Annotated in this window: 28 protein-coding genes; 13 read left to right on the forward strand and 15 right to left on the reverse strand. The window is 61.7% G+C overall.

Going from position 1 to position 26,816, the window contains the following annotated elements; all coding sequences use genetic code 11:
- Positions 1 to 78: 78 nt before the first annotated feature.
- The gene (locus ACIPQ1_RS16130) at positions 79 to 360 is read right to left on the reverse strand and encodes a hypothetical protein (RefSeq protein ID WP_411385615.1); all 282 of its coding nucleotides are present in this window, start codon (positions 358 to 360) and stop codon (positions 79 to 81) included.
- 225 nt (positions 361 to 585) lie between these two features.
- Here ACIPQ1_RS16130 and ACIPQ1_RS16135 point away from each other — a divergent pair, with 225 nt between their 5' ends.
- The gene (locus ACIPQ1_RS16135; RefSeq protein ID WP_058544127.1) at positions 586 to 792 is read left to right on the forward strand and encodes a hypothetical protein; all 207 of its coding nucleotides are present in this window, start codon (positions 586 to 588) and stop codon (positions 790 to 792) included.
- 239 nt (positions 793 to 1,031) lie between these two features.
- On the opposite strand, the gene ACIPQ1_RS16140 is transcribed toward ACIPQ1_RS16135, so the two are convergent.
- A complete protein-coding gene (locus tag ACIPQ1_RS16140) occupies positions 1,032 to 1,616 on the reverse strand; it encodes a YajG family lipoprotein (RefSeq protein ID WP_003205489.1) in 585 nt (194 codons plus the stop codon).
- Between the two features lie 364 nt (positions 1,617 to 1,980).
- Between ACIPQ1_RS16140 and ACIPQ1_RS16145 the strand changes: the two genes are divergently transcribed.
- Both ACIPQ1_RS16145 and mqo read left to right on the forward strand, forming a co-directional pair.
- Positions 1,981 to 2,214, forward strand: coding sequence for a hypothetical protein (locus ACIPQ1_RS16145; protein WP_014340171.1), 234 nt, complete (start codon positions 1,981 to 1,983; stop codon positions 2,212 to 2,214).
- A gap of 738 nt (positions 2,215 to 2,952) precedes the next feature.
- The gene (mqo, locus tag ACIPQ1_RS16150; RefSeq protein WP_446534430.1) at positions 2,953 to 4,458 is read left to right on the forward strand and encodes a malate dehydrogenase (quinone); all 1,506 of its coding nucleotides are present in this window, start codon (positions 2,953 to 2,955) and stop codon (positions 4,456 to 4,458) included.
- Between the two features lie 63 nt (positions 4,459 to 4,521).
- Here mqo and ACIPQ1_RS16155 read toward each other — a convergent pair whose 3' ends face one another.
- The 3 genes from ACIPQ1_RS16155 to ACIPQ1_RS16165 all read right to left on the reverse strand — a co-directional run bounded on the left by ACIPQ1_RS16155 (position 4,522) and on the right by ACIPQ1_RS16165 (position 6,004).
- On the reverse strand, positions 4,522 to 4,980 hold the full coding sequence (locus ACIPQ1_RS16155; protein ID WP_446534431.1) for a hypothetical protein: 459 nt from the start codon (positions 4,978 to 4,980) through the stop codon (positions 4,522 to 4,524).
- A gap of 189 nt (positions 4,981 to 5,169) precedes the next feature.
- Positions 5,170 to 5,457, reverse strand: coding sequence for a PA4642 family protein (locus ACIPQ1_RS16160; protein ID WP_411385618.1), 288 nt, complete (start codon positions 5,455 to 5,457; stop codon positions 5,170 to 5,172).
- A 61-nt stretch (positions 5,458 to 5,518) separates the two neighbouring features.
- The gene (locus ACIPQ1_RS16165) at positions 5,519 to 6,004 is read right to left on the reverse strand and encodes a hypothetical protein (RefSeq protein WP_411385619.1); all 486 of its coding nucleotides are present in this window, start codon (positions 6,002 to 6,004) and stop codon (positions 5,519 to 5,521) included.
- A 329-nt stretch (positions 6,005 to 6,333) separates the two neighbouring features.
- Here ACIPQ1_RS16165 and dauA point away from each other — a divergent pair, with 329 nt between their 5' ends.
- The gene (gene dauA, locus ACIPQ1_RS16170; RefSeq protein ID WP_411385620.1) at positions 6,334 to 8,076 is read left to right on the forward strand and encodes a C4-dicarboxylic acid transporter DauA; all 1,743 of its coding nucleotides are present in this window, start codon (positions 6,334 to 6,336) and stop codon (positions 8,074 to 8,076) included.
- Between the two features lie 173 nt (positions 8,077 to 8,249).
- On the opposite strand, the gene ACIPQ1_RS16175 is transcribed toward dauA, so the two are convergent.
- Together ACIPQ1_RS16175 and ACIPQ1_RS16180 are read right to left on the reverse strand one after the other, a co-directional pair.
- A complete protein-coding gene (locus tag ACIPQ1_RS16175; protein ID WP_446534432.1) occupies positions 8,250 to 8,723 on the reverse strand; it encodes a WbuC family cupin fold metalloprotein in 474 nt (157 codons plus the stop codon).
- A gap of 3 nt (positions 8,724 to 8,726) precedes the next feature.
- A complete protein-coding gene (locus tag ACIPQ1_RS16180) occupies positions 8,727 to 9,284 on the reverse strand; it encodes a hypoxanthine-guanine phosphoribosyltransferase (RefSeq protein WP_053125250.1) in 558 nt (185 codons plus the stop codon).
- Between the two features lie 162 nt (positions 9,285 to 9,446).
- On the opposite strand from ACIPQ1_RS16180, the gene upp reads away from it, so the two are divergent.
- Positions 9,447 to 10,085 (forward strand): uracil phosphoribosyltransferase, encoded by a 639-nt coding sequence (upp, locus tag ACIPQ1_RS16185; protein WP_186705021.1) that lies wholly within the window; start codon positions 9,447 to 9,449, stop codon positions 10,083 to 10,085.
- A 2-nt stretch (positions 10,086 to 10,087) separates the two neighbouring features.
- Entirely contained in the window at positions 10,088 to 11,362 is a 1,275-nt protein-coding gene (locus tag ACIPQ1_RS16190; protein ID WP_411385621.1) for a uracil-xanthine permease family protein, read from the forward strand.
- Between the two features lie 144 nt (positions 11,363 to 11,506).
- Here ACIPQ1_RS16190 and hemH read toward each other — a convergent pair whose 3' ends face one another.
- On the reverse strand, positions 11,507 to 12,532 hold the full coding sequence (gene hemH / locus ACIPQ1_RS16195; protein ID WP_411385622.1) for a ferrochelatase: 1,026 nt from the start codon (positions 12,530 to 12,532) through the stop codon (positions 11,507 to 11,509).
- 13 nt (positions 12,533 to 12,545) lie between these two features.
- Positions 12,546 to 13,445, reverse strand: a complete 900-nt coding sequence (locus tag ACIPQ1_RS16200; RefSeq protein ID WP_446534433.1) for a TIGR01777 family oxidoreductase — start codon at positions 13,443 to 13,445, stop codon at positions 12,546 to 12,548.
- Positions 13,446 to 13,641: 196 nt separating this feature from the next.
- Here ACIPQ1_RS16200 and ACIPQ1_RS16205 point away from each other — a divergent pair, with 196 nt between their 5' ends.
- From ACIPQ1_RS16205 to ACIPQ1_RS16230, 6 genes are all read left to right on the forward strand, one after another.
- On the forward strand, positions 13,642 to 14,628 hold the full coding sequence (locus tag ACIPQ1_RS16205; RefSeq protein ID WP_186705017.1) for an NAD(P)/FAD-dependent oxidoreductase: 987 nt from the start codon (positions 13,642 to 13,644) through the stop codon (positions 14,626 to 14,628).
- Positions 14,629 to 14,804: 176 nt separating this feature from the next.
- A complete protein-coding gene (locus ACIPQ1_RS16210; RefSeq protein ID WP_411385624.1) occupies positions 14,805 to 15,767 on the forward strand; it encodes a YbgA family protein in 963 nt (320 codons plus the stop codon).
- Positions 15,767 to 16,711, forward strand: a complete 945-nt coding sequence (locus tag ACIPQ1_RS16215; protein WP_411385625.1) for a MerR family transcriptional regulator — start codon at positions 15,767 to 15,769, stop codon at positions 16,709 to 16,711. Before ACIPQ1_RS16210 ends, ACIPQ1_RS16215 begins: the two co-directional genes overlap by 1 nt.
- 12 nt (positions 16,712 to 16,723) lie before the next feature.
- Positions 16,724 to 18,175 carry a deoxyribodipyrimidine photo-lyase gene (gene phrB, locus ACIPQ1_RS16220; protein WP_446534434.1) on the forward strand — a complete coding sequence of 484 codons (1,452 nt, stop codon included), beginning with the start codon at positions 16,724 to 16,726 and terminating at the stop codon, positions 18,173 to 18,175.
- Positions 18,176 to 18,296: 121 nt separating this feature from the next.
- Positions 18,297 to 19,070, forward strand: coding sequence for an SDR family NAD(P)-dependent oxidoreductase (locus tag ACIPQ1_RS16225; RefSeq protein WP_250964069.1), 774 nt, complete (start codon positions 18,297 to 18,299; stop codon positions 19,068 to 19,070).
- A 27-nt stretch (positions 19,071 to 19,097) separates the two neighbouring features.
- A complete protein-coding gene (locus ACIPQ1_RS16230) occupies positions 19,098 to 19,403 on the forward strand; it encodes a YkgJ family cysteine cluster protein (protein ID WP_250964070.1) in 306 nt (101 codons plus the stop codon).
- A gap of 134 nt (positions 19,404 to 19,537) precedes the next feature.
- Here ACIPQ1_RS16230 and ACIPQ1_RS16235 read toward each other — a convergent pair whose 3' ends face one another.
- The 6 genes from ACIPQ1_RS16235 to hemA form a co-directional block, all read right to left on the reverse strand.
- Positions 19,538 to 20,056: an acyloxyacyl hydrolase gene (locus tag ACIPQ1_RS16235; protein ID WP_186705011.1), complete on the reverse strand. Its 519-nt coding sequence runs from the start codon at positions 20,054 to 20,056 to the stop codon at positions 19,538 to 19,540.
- Positions 20,057 to 20,170: 114 nt separating this feature from the next.
- Complete coding sequence (gene murI / locus ACIPQ1_RS16240; protein ID WP_411385627.1) at positions 20,171 to 20,962, reverse strand: glutamate racemase; 792 nt, start codon at positions 20,960 to 20,962, stop codon at positions 20,171 to 20,173.
- Entirely contained in the window at positions 20,955 to 21,710 is a 756-nt protein-coding gene (locus ACIPQ1_RS16245; RefSeq protein ID WP_186705009.1) for a molybdopterin-synthase adenylyltransferase MoeB, read from the reverse strand. The genes murI and ACIPQ1_RS16245 overlap by 8 nt, the downstream gene beginning before the upstream one ends.
- Entirely contained in the window at positions 21,704 to 22,534 is an 831-nt protein-coding gene (gene prmC, locus ACIPQ1_RS16250; protein WP_411385628.1) for a peptide chain release factor N(5)-glutamine methyltransferase, read from the reverse strand. Before prmC ends, ACIPQ1_RS16245 begins: the two co-directional genes overlap by 7 nt.
- Positions 22,535 to 22,548: 14 nt before the next feature.
- On the reverse strand, positions 22,549 to 23,631 hold the full coding sequence (gene prfA / locus ACIPQ1_RS16255) for a peptide chain release factor 1 (RefSeq protein ID WP_250964074.1): 1,083 nt from the start codon (positions 23,629 to 23,631) through the stop codon (positions 22,549 to 22,551).
- Positions 23,628 to 24,917, reverse strand: coding sequence for a glutamyl-tRNA reductase (gene hemA / locus ACIPQ1_RS16260; protein WP_186705006.1), 1,290 nt, complete (start codon positions 24,915 to 24,917; stop codon positions 23,628 to 23,630). Before hemA ends, prfA begins: the two co-directional genes overlap by 4 nt.
- A 172-nt stretch (positions 24,918 to 25,089) precedes the next feature.
- On the opposite strand from hemA, the gene ACIPQ1_RS16265 reads away from it, so the two are divergent.
- Positions 25,090 to 26,814 carry a tetratricopeptide repeat protein gene (locus ACIPQ1_RS16265; RefSeq protein ID WP_186705005.1) on the forward strand — a complete coding sequence of 575 codons (1,725 nt, stop codon included), beginning with the start codon at positions 25,090 to 25,092 and terminating at the stop codon, positions 26,812 to 26,814.
- Positions 26,815 to 26,816: the final 2 nt, after the last annotated feature.

The following is a 26,816-nucleotide window of genomic DNA, read 5'->3' on the forward strand; positions in this document are numbered from 1 at the left end:
ACTTTTGCCAGGCAACCCTCATTTGCCCTGCAAACACTTTTGCAAAGCGATCCTCGATTGCCTTGCAAGGCTACTGCGTTAGAACTGCGTGCTGATCCACGACACCAGCAACGCCAGCGCCAGGCAGCCGAAGCCAAACCGGTAGAAAAACCGGTTCATGCGCTGGGTGGCCAGGTCCAGCAATGCTTCGAAGCGTTCCTCGCCATTGCCACTGCGTGCTTGCAGGCAGGCCCGCGCCCGTTGTTCCCGGCGACGCGTCGCATGCAGCACCCAGCCGCCCGGGCAGGCAAACAGCAGCGCGAGCAGGTTGATCAGTTTGGCGGGGTGGGCGGCGAACAGCGAAAACAGATGCGACGACATCACGAACCTCAAGGGAAAAACGGACAGGACATGCCCGTGGCCTACGAACAGGGCGCGGATTCTACCGAAAGCCTGTCGCCCTGCGCCGTTTTTTCCGACCAGTAACGATCCCATCGCGGCGCTGGGTTCCTTTGTGGCGAGGGAGCCAAGATTAATTTCCCCCGTCACCGTTTCGTCATCTGATTAGGCCACTCTGTCGCCCTTCAAACCTTCACGGAACCCGTCATGCTGCACGCCGAAAACCAGGATCGCCTCTATCTCATCAGCCCGAGCGACGAACAACAGAACCTCGTCGACAGCTTGTCCTTCAATGTGCAGGACCGCCATTGGCTGGTGTATTGCGCCCTCGGCGGCCATCCACACGCCGACCTGCCGGAGACAGACCTGCTGACCGGGATCAGCGTGCTGGAGTTCTATTCCCAGGCAGCCTGAGAATTTCGCCCATAAAAAACCCCTGTGGGAGCGAGTCGGGGGGGGGGGGGGGGGGGGGGGGGGGGGGGGGGGGGGGGGGGGGGGGCGGACGCCCACACAACACCCCGCCCACACCCACACCCCGCCCCCCCCCCCCCCACCCACCCCCCCCCCCACCCCCCCCCCCCCCCCCCCCCCCCCCCCCCCCCCACCCCCGCTCCCACACAAGCTCGCTCCCACAGGGGATAGGGGTTCGTTACTTACTCAGCCAGCACCTGGCCAATGGTCGGGTCCTTGAACAGCCGGGTCAGGGCATCGCTCAAGACATCGCTGACCAGCTTGGTATTGGTGTCCTGGTTCGGTGCCATGCCGAAGCGCTGGTCCAGGGACGCACCGTAGCGACCGCTGTAGCGCCGGTTGGCGTTCTGCACGTCGGAGCGGAAGGTCGCGCCGATGGTGGCTTCGGTCACGTACATGCCTTCCTTGGGCGATTGGTACTTGAGCTCGGCCAAGGTCACGGTCAGTTGCGGTGCATTCAAGGCATTGGCGGTCGGCGTGAAGCCCAGCAGACGTACTGCGGCTTCAGCCTGGGCCTGCAACTTGGGCAGGATCTGCGCGCCCTGCACCGTGATCACGCTGGTTTCCGGGTACAACCCGCCGCGGGTGCCGAGTGTCGGCGACGGACGACCGTCCACGACCCGCACCACCACCGGCTGGCCACGCCCCACAGGGGCCAGTTGGGCATTGAGCTTGGGCTCCGGGTTAAGTTGTTGCGGGCTGTGGGCGCAGCCGACAAGGGTCAGACTGGTCACAGCGATCAAACCGAACAACAGGCGTTGCAACATGCTCTTCTCTCCAGAATCGGGCACAAACAGGCCGGCAGTATAGCGGTGCGCCATCGCGGTGAACTAGTGGCCTGTACGGTTAATTCGAGTACTCAAATTCGAGTGCCAGGGCTTGCCAGGCAAGGCGCCATGACGAGTCGTAGCCCGCTACGGCGAGGAATGGCAACGCAGGCTGGCAAGTTCTGGCGCCGAAGTTGAGTGCACGAATTAGCCACACAGGCCACTAAGACTTGCGATGGATACTGAAATGTCTGACACGAGCCGTGATTGGCGGTTCCTGTCACCCCATTGTCACGATCCTTACACCGGTATGTCATGGCTCGCTGTCAGGCTTGCTTCAAGCTTCCTGACCCGGTATCCGCTCATGCGCTTCCTCATTTCGCTGTTCACCCCGCGCCCTCATCACCGCAGCTTCGCCCTGCTCGATCGCAACGGCCGTTGCCAGGCGTTCAAGCAGTGCAGCCTGCAACCCATGGGCGAAGGCTGGGTGGAAATCGATGAGATCCGTCTCAACTGGTTGCACCAGCCATTGCCCGCCAGCGCCCGCGTGCAACCGCTTCGTGCCCGCGCACGCAACCGGCAACTGTTGACCATCTGACCGGACGGCTAATAAAAGTCATTAAACACGACCATTTCCCTGCGTTTCTTCGATACAATCTCCCCCCGATTATAAGGACGTCTCCTGATCGGGCCGCGCAACACCGCTGATGCGCTGGTATTGGCACCCCGCACCGCCCACAGAGAGCCGCCCACACAGATCGAGTGAAGCTGGCGCGCTTGCTGTTCCTCCAGGCAAATCACCACTTTTCGCGAATCTGCAGAGCTGTCATTACGCTCGGTCACTGAGCTGTCTGCCCGTTTTGCCTGTCATGTATTCCATGGGGGCAACCAAACCGGGCGCAGTGCCAGGCTGGGACAGCCCTTTTTTGAGGTTCACGTCTTCAAAAGAGCGTGAAAAAACGGGTTTTCACAACTTCACGAGAGTGTGGCGAGCAAATGAAGAGTTTTGCGTCTGAACAAGCACCATTGGCGTCTGAAACAGCCCAACGACACAGGACCGGATATCGCTCAAGAACCGGCGCCTGAAGCCTGTCCGCTACGGATTTGGTTGCACGAACGGATGTCTCGGCCATAAGTCGAATTGCCCGCCCGGCGCTTAAATGAGTTCATGTGACTCTTGAGGCCAGGCTGCATGCATCCGCAGTAGGTGCGAAAAATTGCGAAGATTCGGACATGGCGATCCTGGCCATGGATCACTGGGGCGCAACTGACCTGCCCCGCCACTCCTGGCCGCTATGCCGACAATTTGGTGCTGCAGATTTTGGAGACGCGTTAAATGGCGCATAACGAAGCAGTCGATGTAGTTCTGGTAGGGGCCGGCATCATGAGTGCCACCCTGGCCGTGCTGCTCAAGGAGCTCGACCCCGCGATCTCGCTGGAAGTCGTCGAGTTGATGGATTCCGGTGCCGCGGAGAGTTCCAACCCGTGGAACAACGCCGGTACCGGCCATGCCGGGCTGTGTGAGCTCAACTACACGCCCCAGGCGGCCGACGGCACTGTCGACATCAAGAAAGCCGTGCACATCAACACCCAGTTCGAGGTGTCGAAACAGTTCTGGACGTACCTGACCAAAAAAGGCACGTTCGGCTCCTCCAAGTCTTTCATCGCCCCGGTGCCACACCTGAGCTTCGTGCAAGGCGAGAAAGGCGTGGCGTTCCTGAAGAAGCGTTTCGAGTTGATGCACCAGCATCACGCCTTCGCCGACATGGAATACACCGAAGACAAGGCCAAGATGGCCGAGTGGATGCCGTTGATGATGCCTGGCCGGCCAGACGATGAAGTCATCGCCGCCACCCGTGTCATGAACGGTACCGACGTCAATTTCGGCGCGCTGACCAACCAATTGCTCAAGCACCTGACCAGCGCCCCGGACACCCAAGTCAAATACTGCAAGCGCGTTACCGGGCTCAAGCGCAACGGCAGCGGCTGGACCGTGAGCATCAAGGACGTCAATTCCGGCAGCACCCGCGAAGTCGACGCCAAGTTTGTATTCCTCGGTGCCGGCGGCGCGGCGCTGCCGCTGCTGCAAGCCTCGGGCATCGAGGAAAGCAAGGGCTTCGGCGGCTTCCCGGTCAGCGGCCAGTGGCTGCGTTGCGACAACCCGGAAGTGGTCAAGCACCACCAGGCCAAGGTCTACAGCCAGGCCGCGGTGGGTTCGCCGCCCATGTCGGTGCCGCACCTGGACACCCGCGTGGTCGACGGCAAGAAATCCCTGCTGTTCGGACCCTACGCCGGTTTCACCACCAAGTTCCTCAAGCACGGCTCGATCATGGACTTGCCGCTGTCGGTACGTGCCGGCAACATCGGCCCGATGCTGGCCGTGGCCCGGGACAACATGGACCTGACCAAGTACCTGATCAGCGAAGTGATGCAGTCCATGGAACAGCGCCTGGAATCCCTGCGCCGCTTCTACCCCGAGGCGAAAGCCGAAGACTGGCGCCTGGAAGTGGCCGGCCAACGGGTGCAGATCATCAAGAAAGACCCAAAGAAAGGTGGCGTCCTGCAATTCGGCACCGAACTGGTGGCAGCCAAGGATGGCACCCTCGCCGCCCTGCTCGGCGCATCGCCGGGTGCATCGGTGACCGTGTCGATCATGCTGGAACTGATCGAACGTTGCTTCCCGGACAAGACCAAGGGCGAGTGGGCTACCAAGCTCGCGGAGATCTTTCCGGCTCGGGAAAAAGTGCTGGAAACCGACGCGGCGCTGTATCGCAAGATCAATGCGCAGAACAACATTGCGTTGGAGTTGGTCGAAGACAGCAAGGCGCACAGTTACGCCTGATACCTTGCCGTCAATATAAAAAGCCTCCCGTGCAAAACGGGAGGCTTTTTATTTTCCGCGGCGTTATTTCATGGTGAATTTGATGCGTGTTCCGCCGTTACGAACATAGTCGTCATCATCTTCTACATCAATCAATTGAGCGACACAATAATCCGTCGGCTCCGCGTTGACCCAGCGACGAAAAGGCATTGCCCCTTCGCTGATCGGTCTTCGTGCGACATGTCCAAAACTGAAATGGCAGATGCGACTGTCTTGCGTGTAGCTAAAAGCCTCTTCCTTGGAGCGTGACTGAGGCAGGTAGTACGTCAGCTCCTGGCTCTCACTCGGACTTATCCAAAAGTTGTGGCCCGAACCGGCCCAATAATCAGTCCAGCTAAAGCCGCTCCCAGGAACAATATCGTCTACCGTGGCATTGTGAATCTCGACATTGACAACTTCATCCCGCGCACAGGCCGCGGAACTTGCCAGACACGCCGCCAAGGACAATAGCACGCTTGCGATACACTTTTTTTGATCTTCCATGACCAATACAACTCCATTAAGACAATAACGTAAAAGCCACTTGGCTTCGAACGCAAAAGTAATGGAATTTCAAATAAAACAGAACAGCCCGAATGGTGACATAACCTTTCAGAGCGATGTAAAAAAGAAGAAGTTAATTGCGTTCAAGCGGAGTATTCAACGCTCCGAAGAGCGTTGATAGACGTTGATTCAGCCGCGCGCCTTGTTGATCAACGCGATGTATTCTTCGGCATTACGCTGGTCCTTGATCAGCGCAACGAAATCGTTGCCGTGCTCATCCTTGCCGTTGAGGTCATGGCCGGCCTCGACGAAGAACGTCAGGAAGCGCTCGAAATCGTCGACCCGCAGGCCACGGTAGGCCTTGATCAGTTTGTGCAGCGACGGCGAAGTGGCATCGACCGGTTCGAAATCGAGGAACAGCTTGATCTGTTCATCGCCAATCTCGTCGCCAATCACTTGTTTCTTGTCTTTACGCATTGCCGGCTCCAACTCGCACAATTCACGGGGCGGGCAGTTTACCCCCGGCAGGCCCCGGGGCTCAACGCGGGCGTTCGGCGCCGGTGTGCAGGTCGGCCCAGATATGGCCGTTGGCGTAAGTGAGGAACTGCACATAGACCGTGTTGTTGCGCAACAGATCGATGACCACCCGGTACTGGGCCTGTGGATAAGACAGCGTCAGGGTCTTGCTCGCCTCGTCGAAGGCCGGTTTTTTCAGGCTTTTGCTTTCGCCGTCGAAGTTGAGGATCACCTGGCTGACGGTCGCTCCTTTGTTCAAGGGCTTGCCCTTGAGACGGACCAGCAGGGGCGAAGTGACCGGGATCGGTTGCTGGTTGGACTGGCGCTGGTTACCCAGCACCACCGAATATTCGGTCACTTGCAGCAACTGCTGCTGTTCAGGTTGTTCCTGGCGCACCACCAGGTCATCCGGTGGCAGGAACTGGCTGTGCATCGGCGCGGCCACGGCCGTCAAAGGCAGACTGGCGATCAACAACAAAATGGCGCAACGGCGGATCGATACACGCATGGCAAGCTCCAGGGTCTTGGCCGGGCACTCTAGCATGAGCACCGACGGTAAAAATAAGCGATCCGGATCAATACATCCGGGCAGCGGGCGCGGCATACTCAAAGAGCCATCAGCGTCGATCTCACTGGCGCATGCCTGTGTGGCGAGGGAGCTTGCTCCCGCTGGGTGGCGCAGCCGCCCCAACAACAGGCGACTGCGATTCCCCTGGCAAACCGCGTCGACCCGTTTTACGACGGCTGCGCCGCCGAGCGGGAGCAAGCTCCCTCGCCACAGGGATCGTTGTTCGGCAGGTCCAGATGTAACGCCCGTTCATTTTGTGTGGAGTGCCCATGTCCTTCTCCGCCCCACCGCTGTTCGCCGCCTGGCGCCAAACCTGGCGGGCCGGTTACACCCTCGAACGCCTGCGCGGCGATCTGGTGGCCGGGCTGACCGTCGGCATCATCGCCATCCCCCTGGCCATGGCCCTGGCGATTGCCGTCGGCGTGCCGCCGCAGCACGGCCTGTACACGGTGTTGGTGGCAGCGCCGCTGATCGCCCTCACCGGCGGCTCACGCTTCAACGTGAGCGGGCCGACAGCGGCGTTCGTGGTCATCCTGCTGCCCATCACCCAGCAATACGGCCTGGGCGGCCTCTTGTTGTGCACCATGCTCGCCGGCCTGATCCTGATCGCCCTGGGCCTGATCCGCGCCGGCCGCTTGATCCAGTACATTCCCTACCCGGTCATCCTCGGTTTCACCGCGGGCATTGGCGTGGTCATTGCTACCCTGCAACTGAAGGACCTGCTGGGGCTGACCACCGCAGGCCAAGCCAAACACTACATCGAACAACTGGGGGAATTGATCGTGGCGCTGCCCGGTGCCCGTCTCGGCGATGGGCTCATCGGCGCCGCGTGCCTGGCGGTACTGATTGCCTGGCCGCGCTGGGTGCCCCGGGTGCCCGGGCATCTGGTGGCCCTGCTGGTGGGTACGCTGCTGGGGCTGGCGATGGAACGCGGCGGATGGCCGATCGCGACGCTTGGCGAACGGTTCAGCTACGTTGTCGATGGCATCGCTCACCCGGGCATTCCGCCCTTTCTACCGAGCTTCGACTGGCCCTGGAACCTGCCGGACGGCCAGGGGCATCGGTTGATCCTGTCCTATGACCTGATCCGCCAACTGCTGGCGCCCGCCTTTGCCATCGCCATGCTCGGCGCCATCGAATCCTTGTTGTGCGCGGTGGTGGCGGATGGCATGACCGGCAGCAAGCACGACCCCAACGCCGAGCTGCTGGGCCAGGGCCTGGGCAATTTGGTGGCGCCGCTGTTCGGTGGCATCACCGCCACCGCCGCCATTGCCCGCAGCGCCACCAATGTGCGCAGCGGCGCCTCTTCACCGCTGGCCGCGATCATCCACAGCCTCGTGGTGCTGGTGGCGATTGTGCTGCTGGCGCCGCTGTTCAGTTACTTGCCCATGGCCGCACTGGCCGCGCTGTTGGTGATGGTCGCCTGGAACATGAGCGAAGCCGGGCATGTGCTGCACACCCTGCGCATCGCCCCGCGCAGCGACGTACTGGTGCTGCTGACCTGCCTGGGCCTGACGGTGCTGTTCGACATGGTCCTGGCCGTCGCCGTCGGCCTGCTGCTCGCCGCCGGGCTGTTCATCAAGCGCATGAGCGAACTGACCGACAGTGCCGAACTGCCGCGCCACTTCCACCAGGCCCTGCTGGACATGCCCGAACATGTACGCTGCTACGGGATTCGTGGGCCGCTGTTCTTCGGCGCGGCGGAAAAGGCCCTGGATGTGCTGCGCCGGTTCGACCCGGGCGTTCGTGTAGTGGTCGTGGACATGAGCGCCGTGCCGATGCTGGACATGACCGCCCTGGCCGCGCTGGAAAATATCCTGAAGGATTACCGCAAGCACGGCATCGGCCTGATCCTGGTCGCGACCGCACCCCGGGTACGCCTGAAATTGCGACGCGCCGGCATTCATCGCGAACAGCGGCAATTGGCGTATGTGCAGACTTTGGAGCAAGCGCGGGTCAAAAGCGAAAAATGGCTGGCTGCTGGCAGCACGGCCCATGCAAGACTGGCTTGATCGGTGGTCAGAGATTGCACGCACCAAGGGCGGATACGCCAACAACTGTGGGAGCGAGCTTGCTCGCGATGACGTCGGCACGTTCGACATCCAAGTAATCTGACACTCCGCTATCGCGAGCAAGCTCGCTCCCACCCAAGCGGGAGCAAGCTCCCTCGCCACAAAAGCAGGTGCTAGTCGAACTGGGCGCGCATCCAGCCGTGGTATTGCGCCGCGCCGGCCTCGCCTTCGCGGGGCGCCCAGTGAGCCAGTTCGCCCTCGCCCACGGGCCGGTAAGGGCCGGCCTTGCATTCGAACATCAGGCTGTCGGCTTCCAGCACCACCAAGCCGTGATACACGCCAGCCGGCAAGTCGACACCGAGGCAATCGCCGCCGGCCTGCAGGATGCGCTTGTCCACCACCGCACCGGCCTCGTCAAAAATCAACACCCCCAATCGGCCCTTGAGCACCAGCAAGGTTTCCGCCTTGTCGGCGCTCAGGTGACGGTGCGGCGGGATGTAGGTCGAAGGCTGCAGCCCCACCGCCATGCGATGGCACGGCTCATCCATCCCATGGAAATTATGGTGCTGCCGCCCGCGAGGATTGGCCGCGGCTTTCTCGGCCAACTCATCGAACAGCGCTTGTTCCAGAAAGCTTGGCCGAGTCATCGATTACATGCCCTTGACGGCGAAGATGCCATTGGCGTTGCGCCAGTAACCTTTGTAGTCCATGCCGTAGCCGAAGATGTAGCGGTCGATGCACGGCAGGCCGACGAAATCGGCTTTCAAGTCCGGCCGCGCCTTGCGGTCATGGTCCTTGTCGATCAGCACGGCGGTGTGCACGGCACGGGCGCCGGCGTGTTTGCAGAAGTCGATGATCGCGCCCAGGGTGTGCCCTTCGTCGAGGATGTCGTCGATGATCAGCACGTCGCGGTCGATGAACGAGACTTCTGGCTTGGCTTTCCAGAACAAGTCACCACCGCTGGTTTCGTTGCGATAACGAGTGGCGTGCAGGTAGGACGCTTCCAGGGGGAAGTTCAGGTAGGTCAACAGCTTGCCGGAGAAAATCAGCCCGCCGTTCATCACGCAGAACACCACCGGATTGGCATCGGCCAGTTGCTCGTTGATTTGCGCACCGACACGGGCGATGGCCGCTTCGACTTCGGCTTCGGTGTACAGGCAGTCAGCCTCTCGCATGATTTGACGGATATGCTCGAGATCAGCGGACATGGCGCTCTCCAAGGGGCAGGGTTCGGAAAAGCCGGCAAAGGTACGCATCCCGCCCGGCCAGATCAAGCGTTTGTGGACTAACGTTCTGTATTGTCTATAGGACAACACCCTCGGATAGATTAATCTAGGCCGGTTTTTTTGCCCGCCGCCGGAGCCTTCCCCATGCCCATCCTCGAGATCCGCCACCCGCTGATCAGACACAAACTCGGCCTGATGCGCCGCGCCGACATCAGCACGAAGAACTTCCGTGAACTGGCCCAGGAAGTCGGTGCCCTGCTCACCTACGAAGCCACCAAGGACCTGCCGCTGGAATCCTATGACATCGACGGTTGGGCCGGGACGGTCCAGGTCGAGAAAATCGCTGGCAAGAAAATCACCGTGGTGCCGATCCTGCGCGCCGGCATCGGCATGCTCGAGGGCGTCCTGAGCCTGATCCCCGGGGCCAAGGTCAGCGCCGTGGGCGTGGCTCGCAACGAGCAGACCCTGCAAGCGCACACCTACCTGGAAAAACTGGTGCCGGAAATCGACGAGCGCCTGGCGATGATCATCGACCCGATGCTCGCCACTGGCAGCTCCATGGTCGCCACCATCGACCTGCTGAAAAAAGCCGGTTGCCGGGACATCCGCGCCATGGTGCTGGTCGCGGCCCCCGAAGGCATCAAGGCCGTGCAGGACGCCCACCCGGACGTGACCATCTACACCGCGTCCATCGACCAGAAACTCAACGAACATGGCTACATCATCCCGGGCCTGGGCGATGCCGGCGACAAGATCTTCGGCACCAAGCAGAAGGACGCTTGAGCATGCAAGACGAGTTCAACGATCCGCTCTGGCGCCAGATCCTGTCCGGTGCCCAGATGCTGTTCGTCGCCTTCGGCGCGCTGGTATTGATGCCGCTGATCACCGGGCTGGACCCTAACGTGGCGCTGTTCACCGCCGGCCTGGGAACGATCCTGTTCCAGGTCGTCACTGGGCGCCAGGTACCGGTGTTCCTGGCCTCGAGCTTTGCCTTCATCACCCCGATCATCCTCGCCAAGGGCCAGTTCGGCCTGGCCGCGACCATGGGCGGCGTGATGGCGGCGGGTTTCGTCTACACCTTCTTGGGCCTGGCGGTGAAGATCAAGGGCACCGGGTTCATCGATCGGCTGCTGCCGCCGGTGGTGATTGGCCCGGTGATCATCTCCATCGGCCTGGCCATGGCGCCGATTGCCGCCAACATGGCGATGGGCAAGGCCGGCGACGGCACCGAGCTGATTCATTATCAGACCGCGATGATGATTTCGATGCCGGCCCTGCTCACGACCTTGATCGTCGCGGTGTTCGGCAAAGGTATTTTCCGCCTGGTGCCGATCATTTCCGGCGTGCTGGTGGGCTTTGCCATGGCGTTTTTCTTCGGCGTCGTGGATACCGCGAAAATCGCCGCCGCGCCATGGTTCGCCCTGCCGGCCTTCACCGCGCCGGAGTTCAACTGGCAGGCGATCCTGTTCATCGTGCCGGTCGCCCTGGCACCGGCCATCGAGCACATCGGTGGGGTGATTGCCGTGGGCAGCGTGACCGGTCGCGACTACCTGAAAAAACCCGGCCTGCATCGCACGTTGCTAGGTGACGGCATTGCCACCACCGCCGCCGGCCTGTTCGGCGGCCCGCCCAACACCACCTACGCCGAAGTGACCGGCGCGGTGATGCTGACCAAGAACTACAACCCGAAGATCATGACCTGGGCGGCGATCTTTGCCATCAGCCTGGCGTTCATCGGCAAATTCGGCGCGCTGCTGCAAAGCATTCCGGTGCCGGTGATGGGCGGGATCCTGTGCCTGTTGTTCGGTTCGATTGCGGCGGTGGGCATGAACACGCTGATCCGCCACAAGATCGACCTGGGCGAGGCACGCAACCTGGTGATCGTTTCGGTGACGCTGGTGTTCGGCATCGGCGGCGTGCTGGTGGGCACCGGCACCGGCCCGGACGACTTCGGCCTCAAAGGCATCGCGCTGTGCGCGGTGGTGGCGATCGCGCTGAACCTGCTGCTGCCGGGTAATGACGGTTGGAAGCAAAAGAAGGTGGATGAGCCGCTGATCTGACTCAAGCTTGAAGGCTTTGTTGTCAGTCAGATAGCCATCGCGAGCAAGCTCGCTCCCACAAGGGGATCTGTTGTGAACACAAATTTTGTGACCACTCGAGATCCACTGTGGGAGCGAGCTTGCTCGCGATGAGGCCCTAGAACCTCACAAAGCTATCGGCGCCCGTTCACAGAGGGTGCTCAACGCCTTCGCCCACTGCGGCTCATCATTGAGGCAAGGCACCAGCACCAACTCCTCCCCTCCCGCTTCGCGGAACTGCTCGCGGCCGCGATCGCCGATTTCCTCCAGGGTTTCAATGCAGTCGGCGACGAACGCCGGGCACATCACCAACACTTTCTTCACGCCGCTTTTAGCCAGTTCTTCCAGGCGCGCCTCGGTGTAGGGTTCGATCCACTTGGCCCGTCCCAAGCGCGACTGGAACGACACCGACCATTTGCCGTCCGCCAGCCCCATGCGTTGGGCGAACAGTTCGGCGGTGCGGATGCATTGCGCGCGATAACAGGTTGCCATCACCTCCGGCGGCGCGTTCTTGCAGCAATCAGCATCCTTGAAGCAATGGAACCCCGTTGGGTCGAGCTTGGTCAGGTGCCGTTCCGGCAGGCCGTGGAAACTCAACAACAGATGATCGTGTTCCTGCATCAGGTACGGCTTGGCGCTGGTCACCAGGGCGTCGAGGTATTCCGGCTGATCGTAGAACGGCTGGAGGATCGAAAACTGCACATCGAGTTTCTTTTCCCGCACGACCCGCTTGGCCTCCTCGATCACCGTGGTCACGGTGCTGTCGGCGAACTGCGGGTACAACGGCGCCAAGGTGATCTTCTTGTGTCCCTGGCTCGCCAGCCGCACGAGCGCCGATTCAATGGACGGCTCGCCATAACGCATCGCCAGTTCCACCGGACCCTGGGTCCACTGCGCGGTCATGGCCTGTTGCAGCCGGCGACTGAGCACCACCAGCGGCGAACCCTCCTCCCACCAGATCGAGGCGTAGGCATGGGCCGACTGCTCGGGACGCTTGATCAGGATCAGCGATACCAGCAAGCGCCGCACCGGCCATGGCAGGTCGATGACATACGGATCCATCAGGAATTGATTGAGGTAGCGGCGCACATCGGCCACCGAGGTGGAGGCAGGCGAACCCAGATTCACCAGAAGCAACGCGTGATCGGTCATGCAACGTCCTATTTCAAAGGCGGCTGGACAAGTCTTCCAGGGCCGCAGGCAAATCAGTGAACCGGAATGTGAAACCCGCCGCCTGCAATCGGGCCGGCGTGGCGCGCTGGCCGCCGAGCAACAGCAAGGACAACTCCCCCAGCGTGACCTTCAGCGCAAGCTCTGGCATCGGCACCACGGCCGGCCGATGCAAGACGCGCCCCAGGGCCTTGGCAAAATCGCGGTTGCGCACCGGGTTCGGCGCGCACGCATTATAAGGACCGCTGGCATCGGTGCGGTGCAGAAGAAAATCAATCAGGGCGATTTGATCGTCAATGTGAACCCACGGCATCCACTGCCGACCATTGCCGATACGCCCGCCCAACGCCAGTTTGAACGGCAGCAACAGCCGCGACAAAAAGCCGCCCTCGGCAGACAGGACCAGGCCGGTACGCACCAGCACCACGCGCAGGCCCAAGGCCTCGGCCCGTTGCGCGGTTTCTTCCCAGGCGATGCACAACTGGCTGGCGAAATCTTCGCTCACCGGTCCCGACTCCTCGGTCAACTCACGCTCGCCACCGTCGCCGTACCAACCCACCGCGGAACCGGAAATCAACACCTGCGGTTTCTGCTCGCAACGCTCCAGCCACGCCAGCAAAACTTCGGTCAACGTGATGCGACTGCTCCACAACAACATCTTGCGTTTGTGGCTCCAGGGACGGTCGGCAATCGGCGCCCCCGCAAGGTTGACCACTGCATCCACCGGCTCGTCAATTTCGTCCAGCCTGGCAATACCTCGCACCGATGTCCCGCAGATTTTTGCCACCTCTTCGGGTCGGCGACTCCATACCGTCAAGCGATGTCCCTGCTGCAACCAGAGGCGGCAGAGCTGACCTCCGATCAAACCAGTACCGCCGGTCAGCAATATGTGCATGAGATGTTCCTCGCATCGCGTTTTACCCGGCCCATTAGTCTATTTTTATAGGTAGGGATTTTTCGTATCGGACAGGGTCTGTGTTTAACAATAGGACAACCTGTCCAAACGCGAACGGTAAAACTTATACCAAAAACCCAGATCGTACAGGTTTAAACGACGGCGTAGTCTGTACAGAAAGGTAAACGAGGCCCTCATGACTGTACCTATCGCAATCATCGGCACCGGCATCGCCGGACTTTCAGCCGCCCAGGCCCTGACGGAGGCCGGGCATGTCGTTCAACTCTTCGATAAAAGCCATGGCAGTGGCGGACGCATGTCGAGCAAGCGCAGCGATGCCGGCGCGCTGGACATGGGCGCGCAATACTTCACCGCCCGTGACCGCCGCTTTGTCACGGAGGTCCAGCGCTGGCAAGCCAACGGCTGGGCCGCGGAATGGAACCCGCAGCTCTACAACTTCCAGAATGGACAACTGAGCCCATCGCCGGACGAGCAGACCCGCTGGGTCGGCACCCCGCGCATGAGCGCCATCACCCGCGCTTTGCTCGACAAGTTGCAAGTGCAGTTTTCCTGCCGGATCACCGAGGTGTACCGCGGCCAGGAACATTGGCATCTGCAGGACGCGGAAGGTTTCACCCATGGCCCCTTTGGCCAAGTGGTGATTGCCACACCCGCGCCCCAGGCCACCGCATTGCTGGCGGCCGTACCGAAACTGGCCGCGGTGGCCGCCGGCGTGAAGATGGACCCGACCTGGGCCGTGGCGCTGGCTTTCGAAGCACCGCTGGATACGCCCATGGAGGGCTGCTTCGTGCAGGACAGTCCGCTGGATTGGCTGGCACGCAACCGCAGCAAACCGGGACGCGACAGCAAGCTCGACACTTGGGTGCTGCACGCCACCAGCGACTGGAGCCGGCAGCACATCGACCTGTCCAAGGAAGCGGTGATCGAACACCTGCACGGCGCGTTCGCTGAACTGCTGCACAGTGCGATGCCCGCCCCGAGCTTCAGCGTGGCCCATCGCTGGCTCTACGCCCGCCCCGCCGGCAGCCATGAATGGGGCGCCCTGGCCGATGCCGACCTGGGCCTGTATGTATGCGGCGACTGGTGCCTGTCCGGCCGGGTCGAAGGCGCATGGCTCAGCGGCCAGGAGGCAGCACGCCGCCTGCATGCCAGCCTGCAGTAAGATCGCGCGTTAACGCTCATCATCCGCTGCTGTCGAACGAGACAGCAGCCTGCCTGCGACACTCATTGCGTCACCCCCTTGGATAAATCCGGTTGACTTGCACACATTCGGACCTATGATGAAAATATTGTACAGATCAAATAATTTGTACAAGATTTAGCTATCAGAGGTCGCCCATGTCCAAAGCAGCCATCGCCAAACCCAGAATCGCCATCAGCGCCTGCCTGATGGGGGCTGAAGTTCGCTTCAATGGCGGGCACAAGCAATCGCCATTGTGCAGCCGCACCCTCGTCGAGTATTTCGATTTCGTGTCGGTGTGCCCTGAAGTCGCTATCGGCCTGGGCATTCCTCGGGAACCGATCCGCCTGGTGGGCGACCCCGAACACCCCGAGGCGCTCGGCACGGTGAATCGCGACCTCGACGTGACCCGACCACTGGCCGACTACGGGCGGCAGATGGCGGGTGAACTGGAGGACATCTGCGGCTACATCTTCATGCAGAAATCGCCCTCCTGCGGACTGGAGCGGGTCAAGGTCTATGACCACAACGGCGTGACCCAGGACGGCGGCGGGCGCGGCATCTATGCCAAGGCCTTTTGCGAACGCCATCCCGACCTGCCGGTGGAGGAAGACGGTCGCCTCAACGACCCGGTACTACGGGAAAACTTCCTGACCCGGGTGTTTGCCTATGCCGCTTGGCAATCCTTGCGCCGCCAGGGCCTGACCCGTCGCGACCTGATCGAATTTCACTCGCGCTACAAATACCTGCTCATGGCCCACAACCCGGAGCAGTACAAAGCCCTGGGCAAACTGCTGGGCACCATGGGCAAGGCCGATGCCAACGAGCTAGGCCCACGCTATTTCAGCGCATTGATGGCCGCCCTGAAGAAGTGCGCCACCCGCCGCACCCACACCAATGTGCTGCAACACCTGAGCGGGTATCTCAAGCGCGACATCGACGCCGAGGACAAACAAGAGGTGCAGCACCTCATCGGGCAATATCGCCTCGGCATCGTGCCCTTGGTGGTGCCGCTGACGTTGCTCAAGCATCACCTGCGCCAGCACCCCGATCCTTACCTGGCGCAGCAGGTCTACCTGCAACCGCACCCGGAAAACCTCAGCTTGCGAAACGCTATCTAATGAAGCACGACCCCGACGCCAGCGCCCGCGAAGACCTGGGGGCCGATTTTGCCAAGGCCTTGGCCCAAGGCTGGCTGCCCATTCGCGAAGTCGCCCGGCAGACCGGGGTCAACGCCATCACGCTACGGGCCTGGGAGCGCCGGTACGGCCTGATCGTGCCGCACCGCACACCCAAGGGTCACCGACTGTTCAATGCCGAGCATGTACAACGGATCCGGCACATCCTCACGTGGATCGATCGTGGCGTTGCGGTGAGCAAGATCAAGCCGTTGCTGGACACGCCAGCGCCGACCGAAACCACACAGCCGGCAGAGAACGACTGGCAGCGTCAGCGCCACGCCCTGGTGCTGGCGGTGACGCAACTGGCCGAGCGCCAGATCGACGACCTGGTCAACCAGGCGATGGCGCTGTATCCGCCCTGGACCGTGTGCGAGCAATTGCTCCTGCCATTGCTGGCCGACCTGCACCTGCGCTGGCAAGGCCAGTTCGGCGCGCAGTTGGAACGCGTCTTCCTGTACTCGTGGCTGCGCAGCAAGTTCGGCAGCCGGATCTATCACAACAACCGCCAGCTGCACGGCGCGCCCCTGTTGCTGGTCAATCAATCGGACGTACCCCTGGAGCCGCACCTGTGGCTCACCGCCTGGCTGGCCAGCAGCGCCGACTGCCCGGTGGAAGTGTTCGACAGCCCGCTGCCGGCGGGTGAGCTGGCCTTGGCGGTCGAACGCCTCAAGGCCCGTGGCGTCCTGCTGTATTCCAGTCACGCCCTCAATCTGTCCCAACTGCCCAGGCTACTGGGCGCAATTGATTGCCCTATCATCATTGCCGGCCCGGCCGCGTCGATCCACCACGCCCGGCTATCCACAGGCGTCTCGATGATCGAGGTGTCCTGGGCCGAAGACCCGCTATCGGCTCACCGCGAACTGAGTCGCCGAGAACTCCTTTAGATGAAAAACAGCATGCGATTGATCTGGCTGCGCAGCGACTTGCGCCTGCGCGACAACACCGCCCTGGCGGCCGCCGCAGCCCAAGGGCCCTGCGTGGCGGTGTACCTGACCAGCCCCGAGCAATGGCGCGCCCACGACGACGCACCGTGCAAGATCGATTTCTGGCTGCGCAACCTCGGCGCGTTGAGCGCGGCCCTGGATGAATTGAACGTCCCACTCTTGATCCGCGAGGCAGCGCATTGGCACCAGGCGCCACACGTATTGCTCACGCTATGTCGCGAACTGAATGTGAGCGCCGTGCATGTCAATGAAGAGTACGGCGTGAATGAAACGCGACGCGACGCCGAGGTCGCCCATGCCTTGAATGACCAGGGCATCGAGTTTCACAGTCACCTCGATCAACTGCTGTTCAAGCCCGGCAGCGTACTGACCAAGACCGGCAATTATTTCCAGGTGTTCAGTCAGTTCCGCAAGGTCTGCTACAACCGCCTGCATTTCTCATTGCCGAGCCTGGTCGCCACTCCGCCGAGGCAGGCGCCCACCGGCATTGCCCGCGACCCGGTGCCGATGCAAGTCGATGGATTCGCCCCGCCCAGTGAAGCATTGCGAGCCCTCTGGCCCGCCGGTGAAACCGAGGCCCGGCGGCGCCTGGACAGTTTTGTCGACCAGCACCTCGACGATTACCAGCACGAACGGGACTTCCCGGCCCGGCCCGGCACCAGCCAACTCTCGGCGTACCTGGTGGCTGGGGTGATGTCGCCGCGTCAGTGCCTGCATGCCGCGCTGCAAGCCAACCAGGGAGAATTCGAAAGCGGAAGTGCCGGTGTTGTGACCTGGATCAATGAATTGCTCTGGCGAGAGTTCTATAAACACATTTTGGTGGGTTACCCCCGGGTATCACGCCACCGAGCGTTCCGCCCGGAAACCGAGGCGCTGGCCTGGCGCAAGGCTCCTGCGGAACTGGAGGCCTGGAAACAGGCACGCACCGGCTTGCCGATCATCGATGCGGCCATGCGTCAATTGCTGGAGACCGGCTGGATGCACAATCGCTTGCGGATGGTGGTCGCCATGTTCCTGACCAAGAACCTGTTGATCGATTGGCGCGAAGGCGAGCGCTTTTTCATGCGGCACCTGATTGATGGCGACTTGGCCGCCAACAATGGCGGCTGGCAGTGGAGCGCCTCCACCGGCACCGATTCGGCGCCCTGGTTCCGTATCTTCAACCCGTTGAGCCAGTCGGAAAAGTTCGACCGCGACGGGCTTTTCATCAAGCGCTGGTTACCCGAACTGAACGACCTCGATAAGCAAAGTGTCCACCACCCTAATGTGCAAGGCGAATTGTTTGGCAATACAACGTACCCGGCACCGATTGTTGATCTGGCCCAATCCCGGGCACGTGCGCTGGCAGCGTTCAGAAACCTGCCGACGCGACAGGACGCAGCCCTTGAAGGGACCGGCGATTAGCGAACATTAAATTGCTGGCCTCCTGGATGCATTATTCGCCCGATGACATATAGTCCTACTAATCGCAGGAGCTCGACTGAAGCAGTGTATCCAAGCCCTGCGCAAGCGAAAGGAGCATGAAATGGGTCTACGACCGCCACGGCGCTATTGGCTTACCGGGGCAAGCAACGGAATCGGCGCTTCGTTGGCTGAAGCGATACTCGAGTCAGGTGCCTACCTGGCAGTCAGTTCGTGCTCGGCCCGATCGTGCGAACCCCTTTCGATACGTTATCCAGGACAAGTGCTGGCAGTGCCCGGCAATTTGACCGACAGCCAGACCGTGCGCGAGATCGGCGAACACATCACTCGACAATGGGGCGCCCTGGATCAGGTGATCCTCAATGCCGGGACCACTGAGTACGTTGACGGGCAAGCCGCCGATCACCTATCGATCGAGCATATCGTGCGCAGCAACCTGCTCGCCGCCAGTTTCTGCATCGAAGTGGCAATGCCCTTGTTACGCGCCGGGATCGAACCTCACCTGGTGGGTATCGCCAGCCCGGCAACCTACCTGGCGCCTTCGCAAATCGAAGCGGGGGGCAACGGGATGCGTCATCTGTTTGAGTCGGCCCGGGCAGAACTGGCCCCCGCCGGCATCGATGTGACGTTGGTGCACCCGGGGTTCGACGGCCCATCGCTGGAGCCCGACGATTGCTTCCCGGCCCCGCGCCACTGGTCGCCAGAGGAAGCGGCGCGACAGGTGCTGAATCATTTGGTCGAACGCCCCCGGGAAGTTGCGCTCCCCATTGCCTCCATGACCGCGCTCTGGCCCCTGCCTTCATCCACCGACCCCCTGCCGGCCGACTCGGACTCATGCCAGGCAAAAAACGGCTATCCGATCAAGGGACGCCCCTGAGCCGCCGATTGCCTTACACTGCGCGCCATGAAAACCATCCCCCTCCGTGAAATCCAGGCACCGGCGGTTACGTGCTCGACGTGCGCGGCGTGCTGCTGTCAGTTGGAAGTGATGCTGATCACCGACACCGGGGTCCCGGAGCGTTTTATCGACACGGACGATTGGGGTGGGGAAGTGATGCTGCGGCTTGACGACGGATGGTGCGCGGCCCTGGATCGCGACAGCATGATGTGCACCATCTACGAAAAGCGCCCGCTGATCTGCCGCGAGTTCGAGATGGGCGCACCGGAATGCCTGGAAGAACGCCAGGGCATTGCGACGGCGTATCGATAACAGAATGATCTGACTGATTTCTGCTGGATATCACTGTGGGAGCGAGCTTGCTCGCGATGACGGTGGACCAGGCACTACAGGGTGGCTGGTCGATCGCTATCGCGAGCAAGCTCGCTCCCACAGTTTTTCTGCTGTTACAACGGCATCGTGTAATGCAGCGCGTAACTTTCCACACCGTCGTTGGTCGACTTGATACCCGCGTTGGAGTAGTGAGTGGCGCGAATGCCCACTTCATGCCCACCATTGAAGCGCAGGCCGAACCCGATGCGATCTTCGAACTGGAAGGCCGTGCCGAGCTTGTTGTCTTCCACTTGGGTATTGGCGAACAACGCCACACCGACACCCGCCTCGATATAAGGCTTCACGTTCTGGCCGGAAAATTCATACACGAACACGGGCGAGAACGACAGGCTGTGGTTGCTGGATGCTTCGTCCCCGTCCCAATAGGTATAGGCGCCGCTCCAGTAGCCGGTCAGGCGGCCGACGTCACTTTGCAACCAACTCTTGTCCCAGTCGAACTGCATGCCCAGGCGATAGGTCATGGTCGAGTCGCTGGTCTGGCCCACCCCAAACTCCACACCCGCTGCCTGCGCAGTGTAAGTGTGCCCCAACAACGCAGCCGCAAACGCGGCAAAGCAGAATAAGCGCTTCATTAGAAACATCCTTTTCCGAACAGACTTAGTAGATTTTGTTACAAACACTCAAAGCTATAGAAATCCACGCTAAAACAGAAGTTCAGCAGGAATTACATAATTTTCACGTTTTTTTTACAGATCGAAGCTTCGCACAACGCCAGACGAATGCCATAGCGTTGGTAGGATTTTTCTTAGATGTATCGGATCGGCACTCGTCCAGAAGTGCGTTTCACTGGCAGGTCCTTCAGCCAGCAGACCTCGTTCAATCAACAGGCGTTGAAGTTGCCGGGCCACCGCCGCCCCCGTGTCGATGAGGCTGATATGTTCAGGAATCATCCTCTCGAGCAATGGCTTGAGGAACGGATAGTGCGTGCACCCCAGGATCAGCGTATCGCAGCCGGCCGCCAGCAACGGCTCGATGTACTGTTGCAGCAGTTGATACAGGGCCGTGCTTTGCAGGTCACCCGTTTCGATCAGTTCCACCAAACCCGGACACGGCTGCGTGATGACCCGCACATCGTTGGCGAAACGGTCGAGCAACGCGGCGAACTTGGCGCTCTGCAAAGTGCCGGTGGTGGCCAATACGCCGACGATACCGCTGCGGGTCGCGGCGGCCGCCGGCTTGACCGCCGGCTCCATGCCAACGATGGGCCAATGGGGAAAATCACGGCGCAGGTCGGCAACGGCAGCCACCGTTGCGGTGTTGCAGGCAACAACCAGCGCCTTGGCGCCCTGGCCCAGGAGAAAGTCAGCAATGATCGCGCAGCGTTGTCGGATGTATTCCGGAGTCTTCTCGCCGTAGGGAATATGCCCACAGTCTGCCACGTACAACAGCGATTCATTGGGCAGCAGTCGACGGATCTCCCCCAGCACCGACAGCCCGCCGACACCCGAGTCGAGCACACCAACCGGCGCTTCACTCATGTGGATCACCGCAGACGCTGCAACCTGGGTCACGCTTGACCCGCAGTTCACGGAACCGTGTACCCAAGGCATCGATCAACAGCAGGCGCCCCACCAGCGGCTCACCGAAGCCGGCGAGCAACTTCAAGGCTTCAAGGGCTTGCAAGCTGCCCACCAAGCCCACCAGCGGCCCGATCACACCGGCTTCGCTGCAGGTCAGCTCGGCTTCGCTGCCGTGGCCGTAGAGGCAGTGGTAGCAAGGGCTTTCGGGGCGGCGCGGGTCGAAGACCGACAACTGCCCTTCCAGGCGAATCGCCGCACCGCTGACCAGCGGCTTGCCCGCCGCGACACAGGCCGCGTTCACCGCTTCGCGGGTCGAAAAATTGTCCGAGCAGTCGAGCACCACATCCACCGCCCCGACCGCCGCGGCCAGGCTGTCTTCGTCCATGGCCGCTCGGTGAGGCACCAGCCGAACCTCGGGATTGATCGCCCCCAGGCGCCGCATCGCCGAATCGACCTTGCTCAGGCCGACGCTGTCGGTGTCGTGGATGATCTGGCGTTGCAGGTTGGTCAGGTCGACGCTGTCGAAATCCGCCAGGTGCATCTCGCCCACGCCAGCGGCAGCCAGGTACAACGCCACCGGGGCGCCGAGCCCGCCGAGCCCGATGATCAACACCCGGCTTTGCTTGAGACGCAACTGGCCGTCGATGTCGACGTGCTGCAACAGAATCTGCCGGCTGTAGCGCAACAGCTCCTGATCGTTCAGCACGGCAGGCACCCCAGGCTGATGCGCTCATGAGCGCCGAGGTCCTTGCGGCTGTGGACTTGCGTGAAACCTTGGGCGCTCAGCAAATCGCGCACCGCTTCGGCCTGATCGTATCCGTGCTCTAGCATCAGCCAGCCACCCGGTTCCAGGTGAGCCGGGGCCTCGGCCACGATCTGGCGTAGATCATCGAGCCCGTCGGGCCCGGCCACCAAGGCACTGGCCGGCTCGAAACGCACGTCGCCCTCGGCCAGGTGCGGATCGCTGGCCGCGATGTACGGCGGGTTGCTGATGATCAACTGGAAACGCTCGCCTTCCAAAGCACTGAACCAGTGGCTGCTCAACACCGTGACGTTGCGCAGGTCCAGGCGCTGGCGATTGCGTTCGGCCAGGGCTACGGCTTCCAACACCCGGTCGACCGCCGTGACCTTCCAGGCCGGGCGCTCGCTGGCCAAGGCCAGGGCAATCGCGCCGCTGCCGGTGCCCAGGTCCAGGACCCGGGCCGGTGTCGCCAGCAACAAGGCCAACGCGGTTTCCACCAGCAGCTCGGTGTCGGGACGCGGGATCAGGGTATGGGGCGCGACTTCCAGGTCGAGCTTCCAGAAGCCCTGTTGCCCGAGAATGTAGGCCACCGGCTCGCCGGAACGCCGCCGCCGCAAGTATTCGGAGAACAGCAACGCTGCCTCGCTGGGCACGATCCGCTCGGGCCAGGTGTGCAGGAAGCTGCGGGACTTGCCCAGGGCAGCGGCCAGCAACAACTCGGCGTCCAGCCGTGGCGTGGGTGAATCCGGCAGTTCGGCGGCGCGTAACAGACTGGCGATGATGGTCATTTATTCACCTGTGCTTACTCGCCAATCGCCGCCAATTGGTCGGCCTGGTATTCGGCCAACAACGGCTCGATCACCGCATCGACACCACCGGCAAGTATCTCGTCCAGGGAATACAGGGTCAGGTTGACGCGATGGTCGGTGACCCGGCCCTGGGCGAAGTTGTAGGTACGGATCCGCTCGGAACGATCGCCCGAGCCCACCAGCAACTTGCGCTCGCTGGCGATGGCGTTGGCGGCGGCACTGGTCTGTTGGTCGTTGAGCTTGGCCGACAACCAGGCCATGGCCCGCGCACGGTTCTTGTGCTGGGAACGTTCTTCCTGGCACTCGACCACGATGCCCGAGGGCAAGTGCGTGATACGGATCGCCGAGTCGGTCTTGTTGACGTGCTGGCCGCCCGCGCCGGAGGAACGGTACGTGTCGACCCGCAGGTCCGCCGGGTTGATCTCGATGGCTTCCTGCTCGTCCGGCTCAGGCAATACCGCCACGGTGCAGGCAGAGGTGTGGATGCGTCCCTGGGATTCGGTGGCCGGCACGCGTTGCACGCGGTGGGCGCCGGATTCGAACTTCAGCTTGCCGTAGACATTGTCGCCCTCGACCCGGGCGATGACTTCTTTATAGCCGCCGTGTTCGCCCTCGTTCTCCGAGAGAATTTCCACCCGCCAACCGCGACGCTCGGCATAACGCGAATACATGCGGAACAGGTCGCCAGAAAAAATCGCCGCCTCGTCGCCGCCGGTGCCGGCACGGATCTCCAGGAACACGTTGCGCCCGTCATTCGGGTCCTTGGGCAGCAACATGCGTTGCAGGCTGCTTTCCAGTTCGAGCAGTTGTTCCTTGGCTTCGCGGACTTCCTCCACGGCCATTTCGCGCATGTCCGGGTCGCTGTCCTTGAGCAGCGCCTGGGCGCCTTCGAGATCGCCCTGCACTTTAAGCAGCTGTTTATAGGTGGCGACAATCGGCTCGACTTCCGCGTATTCCTTGGAATAGGTGCGGAATTTGTTCTGGTCGGAAATAACTTCGCCATCGCCCAGCAAGGCGGTCAGTTCTTCGAAACGGTCCTGGAGGATGTCCAGCTTGTTGAGCAGTGACGCTTTCATTGCGGTTTTTTATCCGAAAAGCTATCCGGTGAGCCCTCACCGAGGGCAAAGAGTTCCTGGGCCATGGCCAGCGCATCGAGGCGGCCCTCGGCGGTCAGCTTCTTGAGCTGGACACTGGGGGCATGGAGCAACTTGTTGGTAAGGCCGCGGGCCAGTTGCACCAGCACCTCTTCGGCACTGCCGCCGTTGGCCAGCAGGCGCTGGGCCTTTTGCAGTTCCTCGTCGCGCAGGCGCTCGCTCTGTTGACGATACGCCTTGAGCACATCCACCGCAGCCAGCTCGCGCAGGCGCACCATGAAGTCCTCGGCGCCGACACTGATCATCTCCTCCGCCGCCTGGGCCGCGCCCTGCCGGCTCTTGAGGTTCTCGGCGACCACCTCGTGCAAGTCGTCGACGCTGTAGAGGTAAACGTCGTCCAACTCGCCGACTTCCGGCTCGATGTCCCGGGGAACGGCGATGTCCACCATGAAAATCGGCTTGTGCTTGCGCAGCTTCAGGGCACTTTCCACGGCGCCCTTGCCAAGAATCGGCAACTGGCTGGCGGTGGAACTGATGACGATGTCGCTGTGCACCAACTCGGCGGGAATGTCCGACAGCAGCACCGCATGGGCACCGAACTGTTCGGCCAGGGTACTGGCCCGTTCCAGGGTGCGGTTGGCAACGACGATACGTTTCACACCCAGGTCATGGAGATGGCGAGCGACCAGGGTGATGGTCTCGCCGGCGCCGATCAGCAGCGCCTGGCTGCGTTGCAAATCACTGAAAATCTGTTTCGCCAGGCTGACCGCGGCAAACGCCACGGACACCGGGTTCTCGCCAATGGCGGTGTCGGTGCGCACCTGTTTGGCGGCGTTGAACGTTGCCTGGAACAGGCGCCCCAGCAGCGGGCCGACGGTGCCGGCCTCGCGGGCCACGGCGTAGGCCGACTTCATCTGGCCGAGAATCTGTGGCTCGCCCAGCACCAGCGAATCGAGCCCCGAGGCAACGCGCATCATGTGACGAACGGCCGCATCGTCTTCATGCACATAGGCGCTGGCGCGCAGCTCTTCAAGGCTCAAATCATGGTATTCGGCCAACCAGCGCAGCACTGAATCGGACGAAACGTGATCCTGTTCTATATAGAGCTCGCTGCGATTGCAGGTGGAGAGGATCGCAGCTTCGCGGCTGTCGGTCAGTCGGCAGAGCTGCTGCAAGGCCTCGACCAGCTGCTCAGGCGTAAAGGCCACGCGCTCGCGGACGTCTACTGAAGCAGTCTTGTGGTTGATACCGAGTGCAAGGAAGGCCATTCAAGGTCGCTGATGGTGACGTGAAGCCGGCAATTGTCCTACTTCGTCAGATCCAGAACAACTACTCCATCTCTATCGCCTGGCCCTGGAGGGTAAATCGACGGGGCGGTTATGTTTGCCCCAAGGCTTGTGTCATGATGATCCGACCGCAGGTTAGTCGTCCTCTTCCTATATGAATAGATCTTCCGCGTTGCTCCTCGCCCTCGCCGTGCTCAGCGGCTGCCAGTCCATGGCCCCCGTTTCGACGGACGGTACGCCGCCCGTCGAAGACAGCGTGCAGGCCCCTGAAAAACCCAAGGTCTACGGCTCCTTCAGCGAAGAAACCATCTTCAGCCTGTTGAGCGCCGAACTGGCAGGCCAGCGCAATCGCTTCGACATTGCGCTGGACAACTACGTGACCCAGGCCATCAATACCCAGGACCCGGGCATCTCCGAGCGGGCATTTCGCATTGCCGAATACCTGGGCGCCGACCAACCCGCGCTCGATACGGCGCTGATCTGGGCCAGGAATGCCCCCGACGACCTCGAAGCGCAGCGCGCCGCCGCCGTGCAACTGGCCAGGGCCGGGCGCTACGACGACTCCATGGTGTATATGGAGAAAGTCCTGCTGGGCAAGGGCGACACTCATTTCGATTTCCTGGCGCTGTCCGCCGCCGATACCGACCAGGAAACCCGCAACGGCCTGATGAAAAGCTTCGATCGCCTGTTGCAGCGCCACCCGAACAACGGCCAGCTGATTTTCGGCAAGGCCCTGCTGTTGCAACAGGACGGTGACGCCCAGGGTGCCCTCACCCTGCTGGAAGACAACCCGCCGGAAGCCGGCGAAGTGGCGCCTATCCTGTTACGGGCACGCCTGCTGCAAGGCTTGAACCGTGGCGACGAAGCGCTGCCGCTGCTGCAAAAAAGCATCAAGAAGTATCCGGACGACAAGCGCCTGCGCCTCACCTACGCCCGCATGCTGGTGGAAAACAACCGCATGGACGACGCCAAGGTGGAGTTCTCCAGCCTGGTCCAGCAATACCCGGAAGACGACGAGTTGCGCTATTCCCTGGCGCTGGTCTGCCTGGAAGCCAAGGCCTGGGAAGAGGCCAAGGGTTACCTGGAAGACCTGATCGCCCGGGAAAGCCATGTCGACTCGGCCCACCTGAACCTGGGTCGCATCGCCGAGGAACGCAACGACCCCGAGAGCGCACTGATCGAGTACGCGCAGGTCGGCCCGGGCAACGATTATCTGCCGGCGCAGTTGCGCCAGGCCGATATCCTGATCAGCAATGGCAAGACCGCCGATGCCCAGAGCCGCCTCGCGGTACAACGTGATTCCCAGCCCGACTACGGGATCCAGCTGTACCTGATCGAAGCCGAAACCCTGTCGGCCAACAATCAGGGCGACAAGGCCTGGAACGTACTGCAACAAGCCTTGAAGCAATACCCGGACGATCTGAACCTGCTGTATACCCGTGCCATGCTGGCGGAAAAACGCAATGACCTGGCCCAGATGGAAAAAGACCTGCGCCTGATCATCCAGCGTGACCCGGACAACGCCATGGCCCTTAACGCCCTGGGCTATACGTTGTCGGATCGCACCACCCGCTACGACGAGGCCAAGCTGCTGATCGAACAGGCCCACCAGATCAATCCGGAAGACCCGGCGGTACTCGACAGCCTTGGCTGGGTGAATTACCGCCTGGGTAATCTCGACGAAGCCGAACGCCTGTTGCGCCAGGCCCTGGAGCGCTTTCCCGACCAGGAAGTCGCCGCTCACCTGGGCGAGGTCCTGTGGGCCAACGGCAAACAACGCGAAGCCCGGCAGATCTGGAGCCGATTCCTCAAGGATCAGCCCGACAGCCCTATCTTGCGCAGCACCATCAAACGCCTGACCGGATCCGAGACTCTTTAAGA

The organism is Pseudomonas sp. LARHCG127, from assembly GCF_052871455.1.

What these genes read in the sequence shown, in the direction of transcription:
- ACIPQ1_RS16130 (WP_411385615.1), bottom strand. Translation starts at nt 360, where the DNA reads ATGTCGTCGCATCTGTTTTCGCTGTTCGCCGCCCACCCCGCCAAACTG.
- ACIPQ1_RS16135 (WP_058544127.1), top strand. Translation starts at nt 586, where the DNA reads ATGCTGCACGCCGAAAACCAGGATCGCCTCTATCTCATCAGCCCGAGC.
- ACIPQ1_RS16140 (WP_003205489.1), bottom strand. Translation starts at nt 1,616, where the DNA reads ATGTTGCAACGCCTGTTGTTCGGTTTGATCGCTGTGACCAGTCTGACC.
- ACIPQ1_RS16145 (WP_014340171.1), top strand. Translation starts at nt 1,981, where the DNA reads ATGCGCTTCCTCATTTCGCTGTTCACCCCGCGCCCTCATCACCGCAGC.
- mqo (WP_446534430.1), top strand. Translation starts at nt 2,953, where the DNA reads ATGGCGCATAACGAAGCAGTCGATGTAGTTCTGGTAGGGGCCGGCATC.
- ACIPQ1_RS16155 (WP_446534431.1), bottom strand. Translation starts at nt 4,980, where the DNA reads ATGGAAGATCAAAAAAAGTGTATCGCAAGCGTGCTATTGTCCTTGGCG.
- ACIPQ1_RS16160 (WP_411385618.1), bottom strand. Translation starts at nt 5,457, where the DNA reads ATGCGTAAAGACAAGAAACAAGTGATTGGCGACGAGATTGGCGATGAA.
- ACIPQ1_RS16165 (WP_411385619.1), bottom strand. Translation starts at nt 6,004, where the DNA reads ATGCGTGTATCGATCCGCCGTTGCGCCATTTTGTTGTTGATCGCCAGT.
- dauA (WP_411385620.1), top strand. Translation starts at nt 6,334, where the DNA reads ATGTCCTTCTCCGCCCCACCGCTGTTCGCCGCCTGGCGCCAAACCTGG.
- ACIPQ1_RS16175 (WP_446534432.1), bottom strand. Translation starts at nt 8,723, where the DNA reads ATGACTCGGCCAAGCTTTCTGGAACAAGCGCTGTTCGATGAGTTGGCC.
- ACIPQ1_RS16180 (WP_053125250.1), bottom strand. Translation starts at nt 9,284, where the DNA reads ATGTCCGCTGATCTCGAGCATATCCGTCAAATCATGCGAGAGGCTGAC.
- upp (WP_186705021.1), top strand. Translation starts at nt 9,447, where the DNA reads ATGCCCATCCTCGAGATCCGCCACCCGCTGATCAGACACAAACTCGGC.
- ACIPQ1_RS16190 (WP_411385621.1), top strand. Translation starts at nt 10,088, where the DNA reads ATGCAAGACGAGTTCAACGATCCGCTCTGGCGCCAGATCCTGTCCGGT.
- hemH (WP_411385622.1), bottom strand. Translation starts at nt 12,532, where the DNA reads ATGACCGATCACGCGTTGCTTCTGGTGAATCTGGGTTCGCCTGCCTCC.
- ACIPQ1_RS16200 (WP_446534433.1), bottom strand. Translation starts at nt 13,445, where the DNA reads ATGCACATATTGCTGACCGGCGGTACTGGTTTGATCGGAGGTCAGCTC.
- ACIPQ1_RS16205 (WP_186705017.1), top strand. Translation starts at nt 13,642, where the DNA reads ATGACTGTACCTATCGCAATCATCGGCACCGGCATCGCCGGACTTTCA.
- ACIPQ1_RS16210 (WP_411385624.1), top strand. Translation starts at nt 14,805, where the DNA reads ATGTCCAAAGCAGCCATCGCCAAACCCAGAATCGCCATCAGCGCCTGC.
- ACIPQ1_RS16215 (WP_411385625.1), top strand. Translation starts at nt 15,767, where the DNA reads ATGAAGCACGACCCCGACGCCAGCGCCCGCGAAGACCTGGGGGCCGAT.
- phrB (WP_446534434.1), top strand. Translation starts at nt 16,724, where the DNA reads ATGCGATTGATCTGGCTGCGCAGCGACTTGCGCCTGCGCGACAACACC.
- ACIPQ1_RS16225 (WP_250964069.1), top strand. Translation starts at nt 18,297, where the DNA reads ATGGGTCTACGACCGCCACGGCGCTATTGGCTTACCGGGGCAAGCAAC.
- ACIPQ1_RS16230 (WP_250964070.1), top strand. Translation starts at nt 19,098, where the DNA reads ATGAAAACCATCCCCCTCCGTGAAATCCAGGCACCGGCGGTTACGTGC.
- ACIPQ1_RS16235 (WP_186705011.1), bottom strand. Translation starts at nt 20,056, where the DNA reads ATGAAGCGCTTATTCTGCTTTGCCGCGTTTGCGGCTGCGTTGTTGGGG.
- murI (WP_411385627.1), bottom strand. Translation starts at nt 20,962, where the DNA reads ATGAGTGAAGCGCCGGTTGGTGTGCTCGACTCGGGTGTCGGCGGGCTG.
- prmC (WP_411385628.1), bottom strand. Translation starts at nt 22,534, where the DNA reads ATGACCATCATCGCCAGTCTGTTACGCGCCGCCGAACTGCCGGATTCA.
- prfA (WP_250964074.1), bottom strand. Translation starts at nt 23,631, where the DNA reads ATGAAAGCGTCACTGCTCAACAAGCTGGACATCCTCCAGGACCGTTTC.
- hemA (WP_186705006.1), bottom strand. Translation starts at nt 24,917, where the DNA reads ATGGCCTTCCTTGCACTCGGTATCAACCACAAGACTGCTTCAGTAGAC.
- ACIPQ1_RS16265 (WP_186705005.1), top strand. Translation starts at nt 25,090, where the DNA reads ATGAATAGATCTTCCGCGTTGCTCCTCGCCCTCGCCGTGCTCAGCGGC.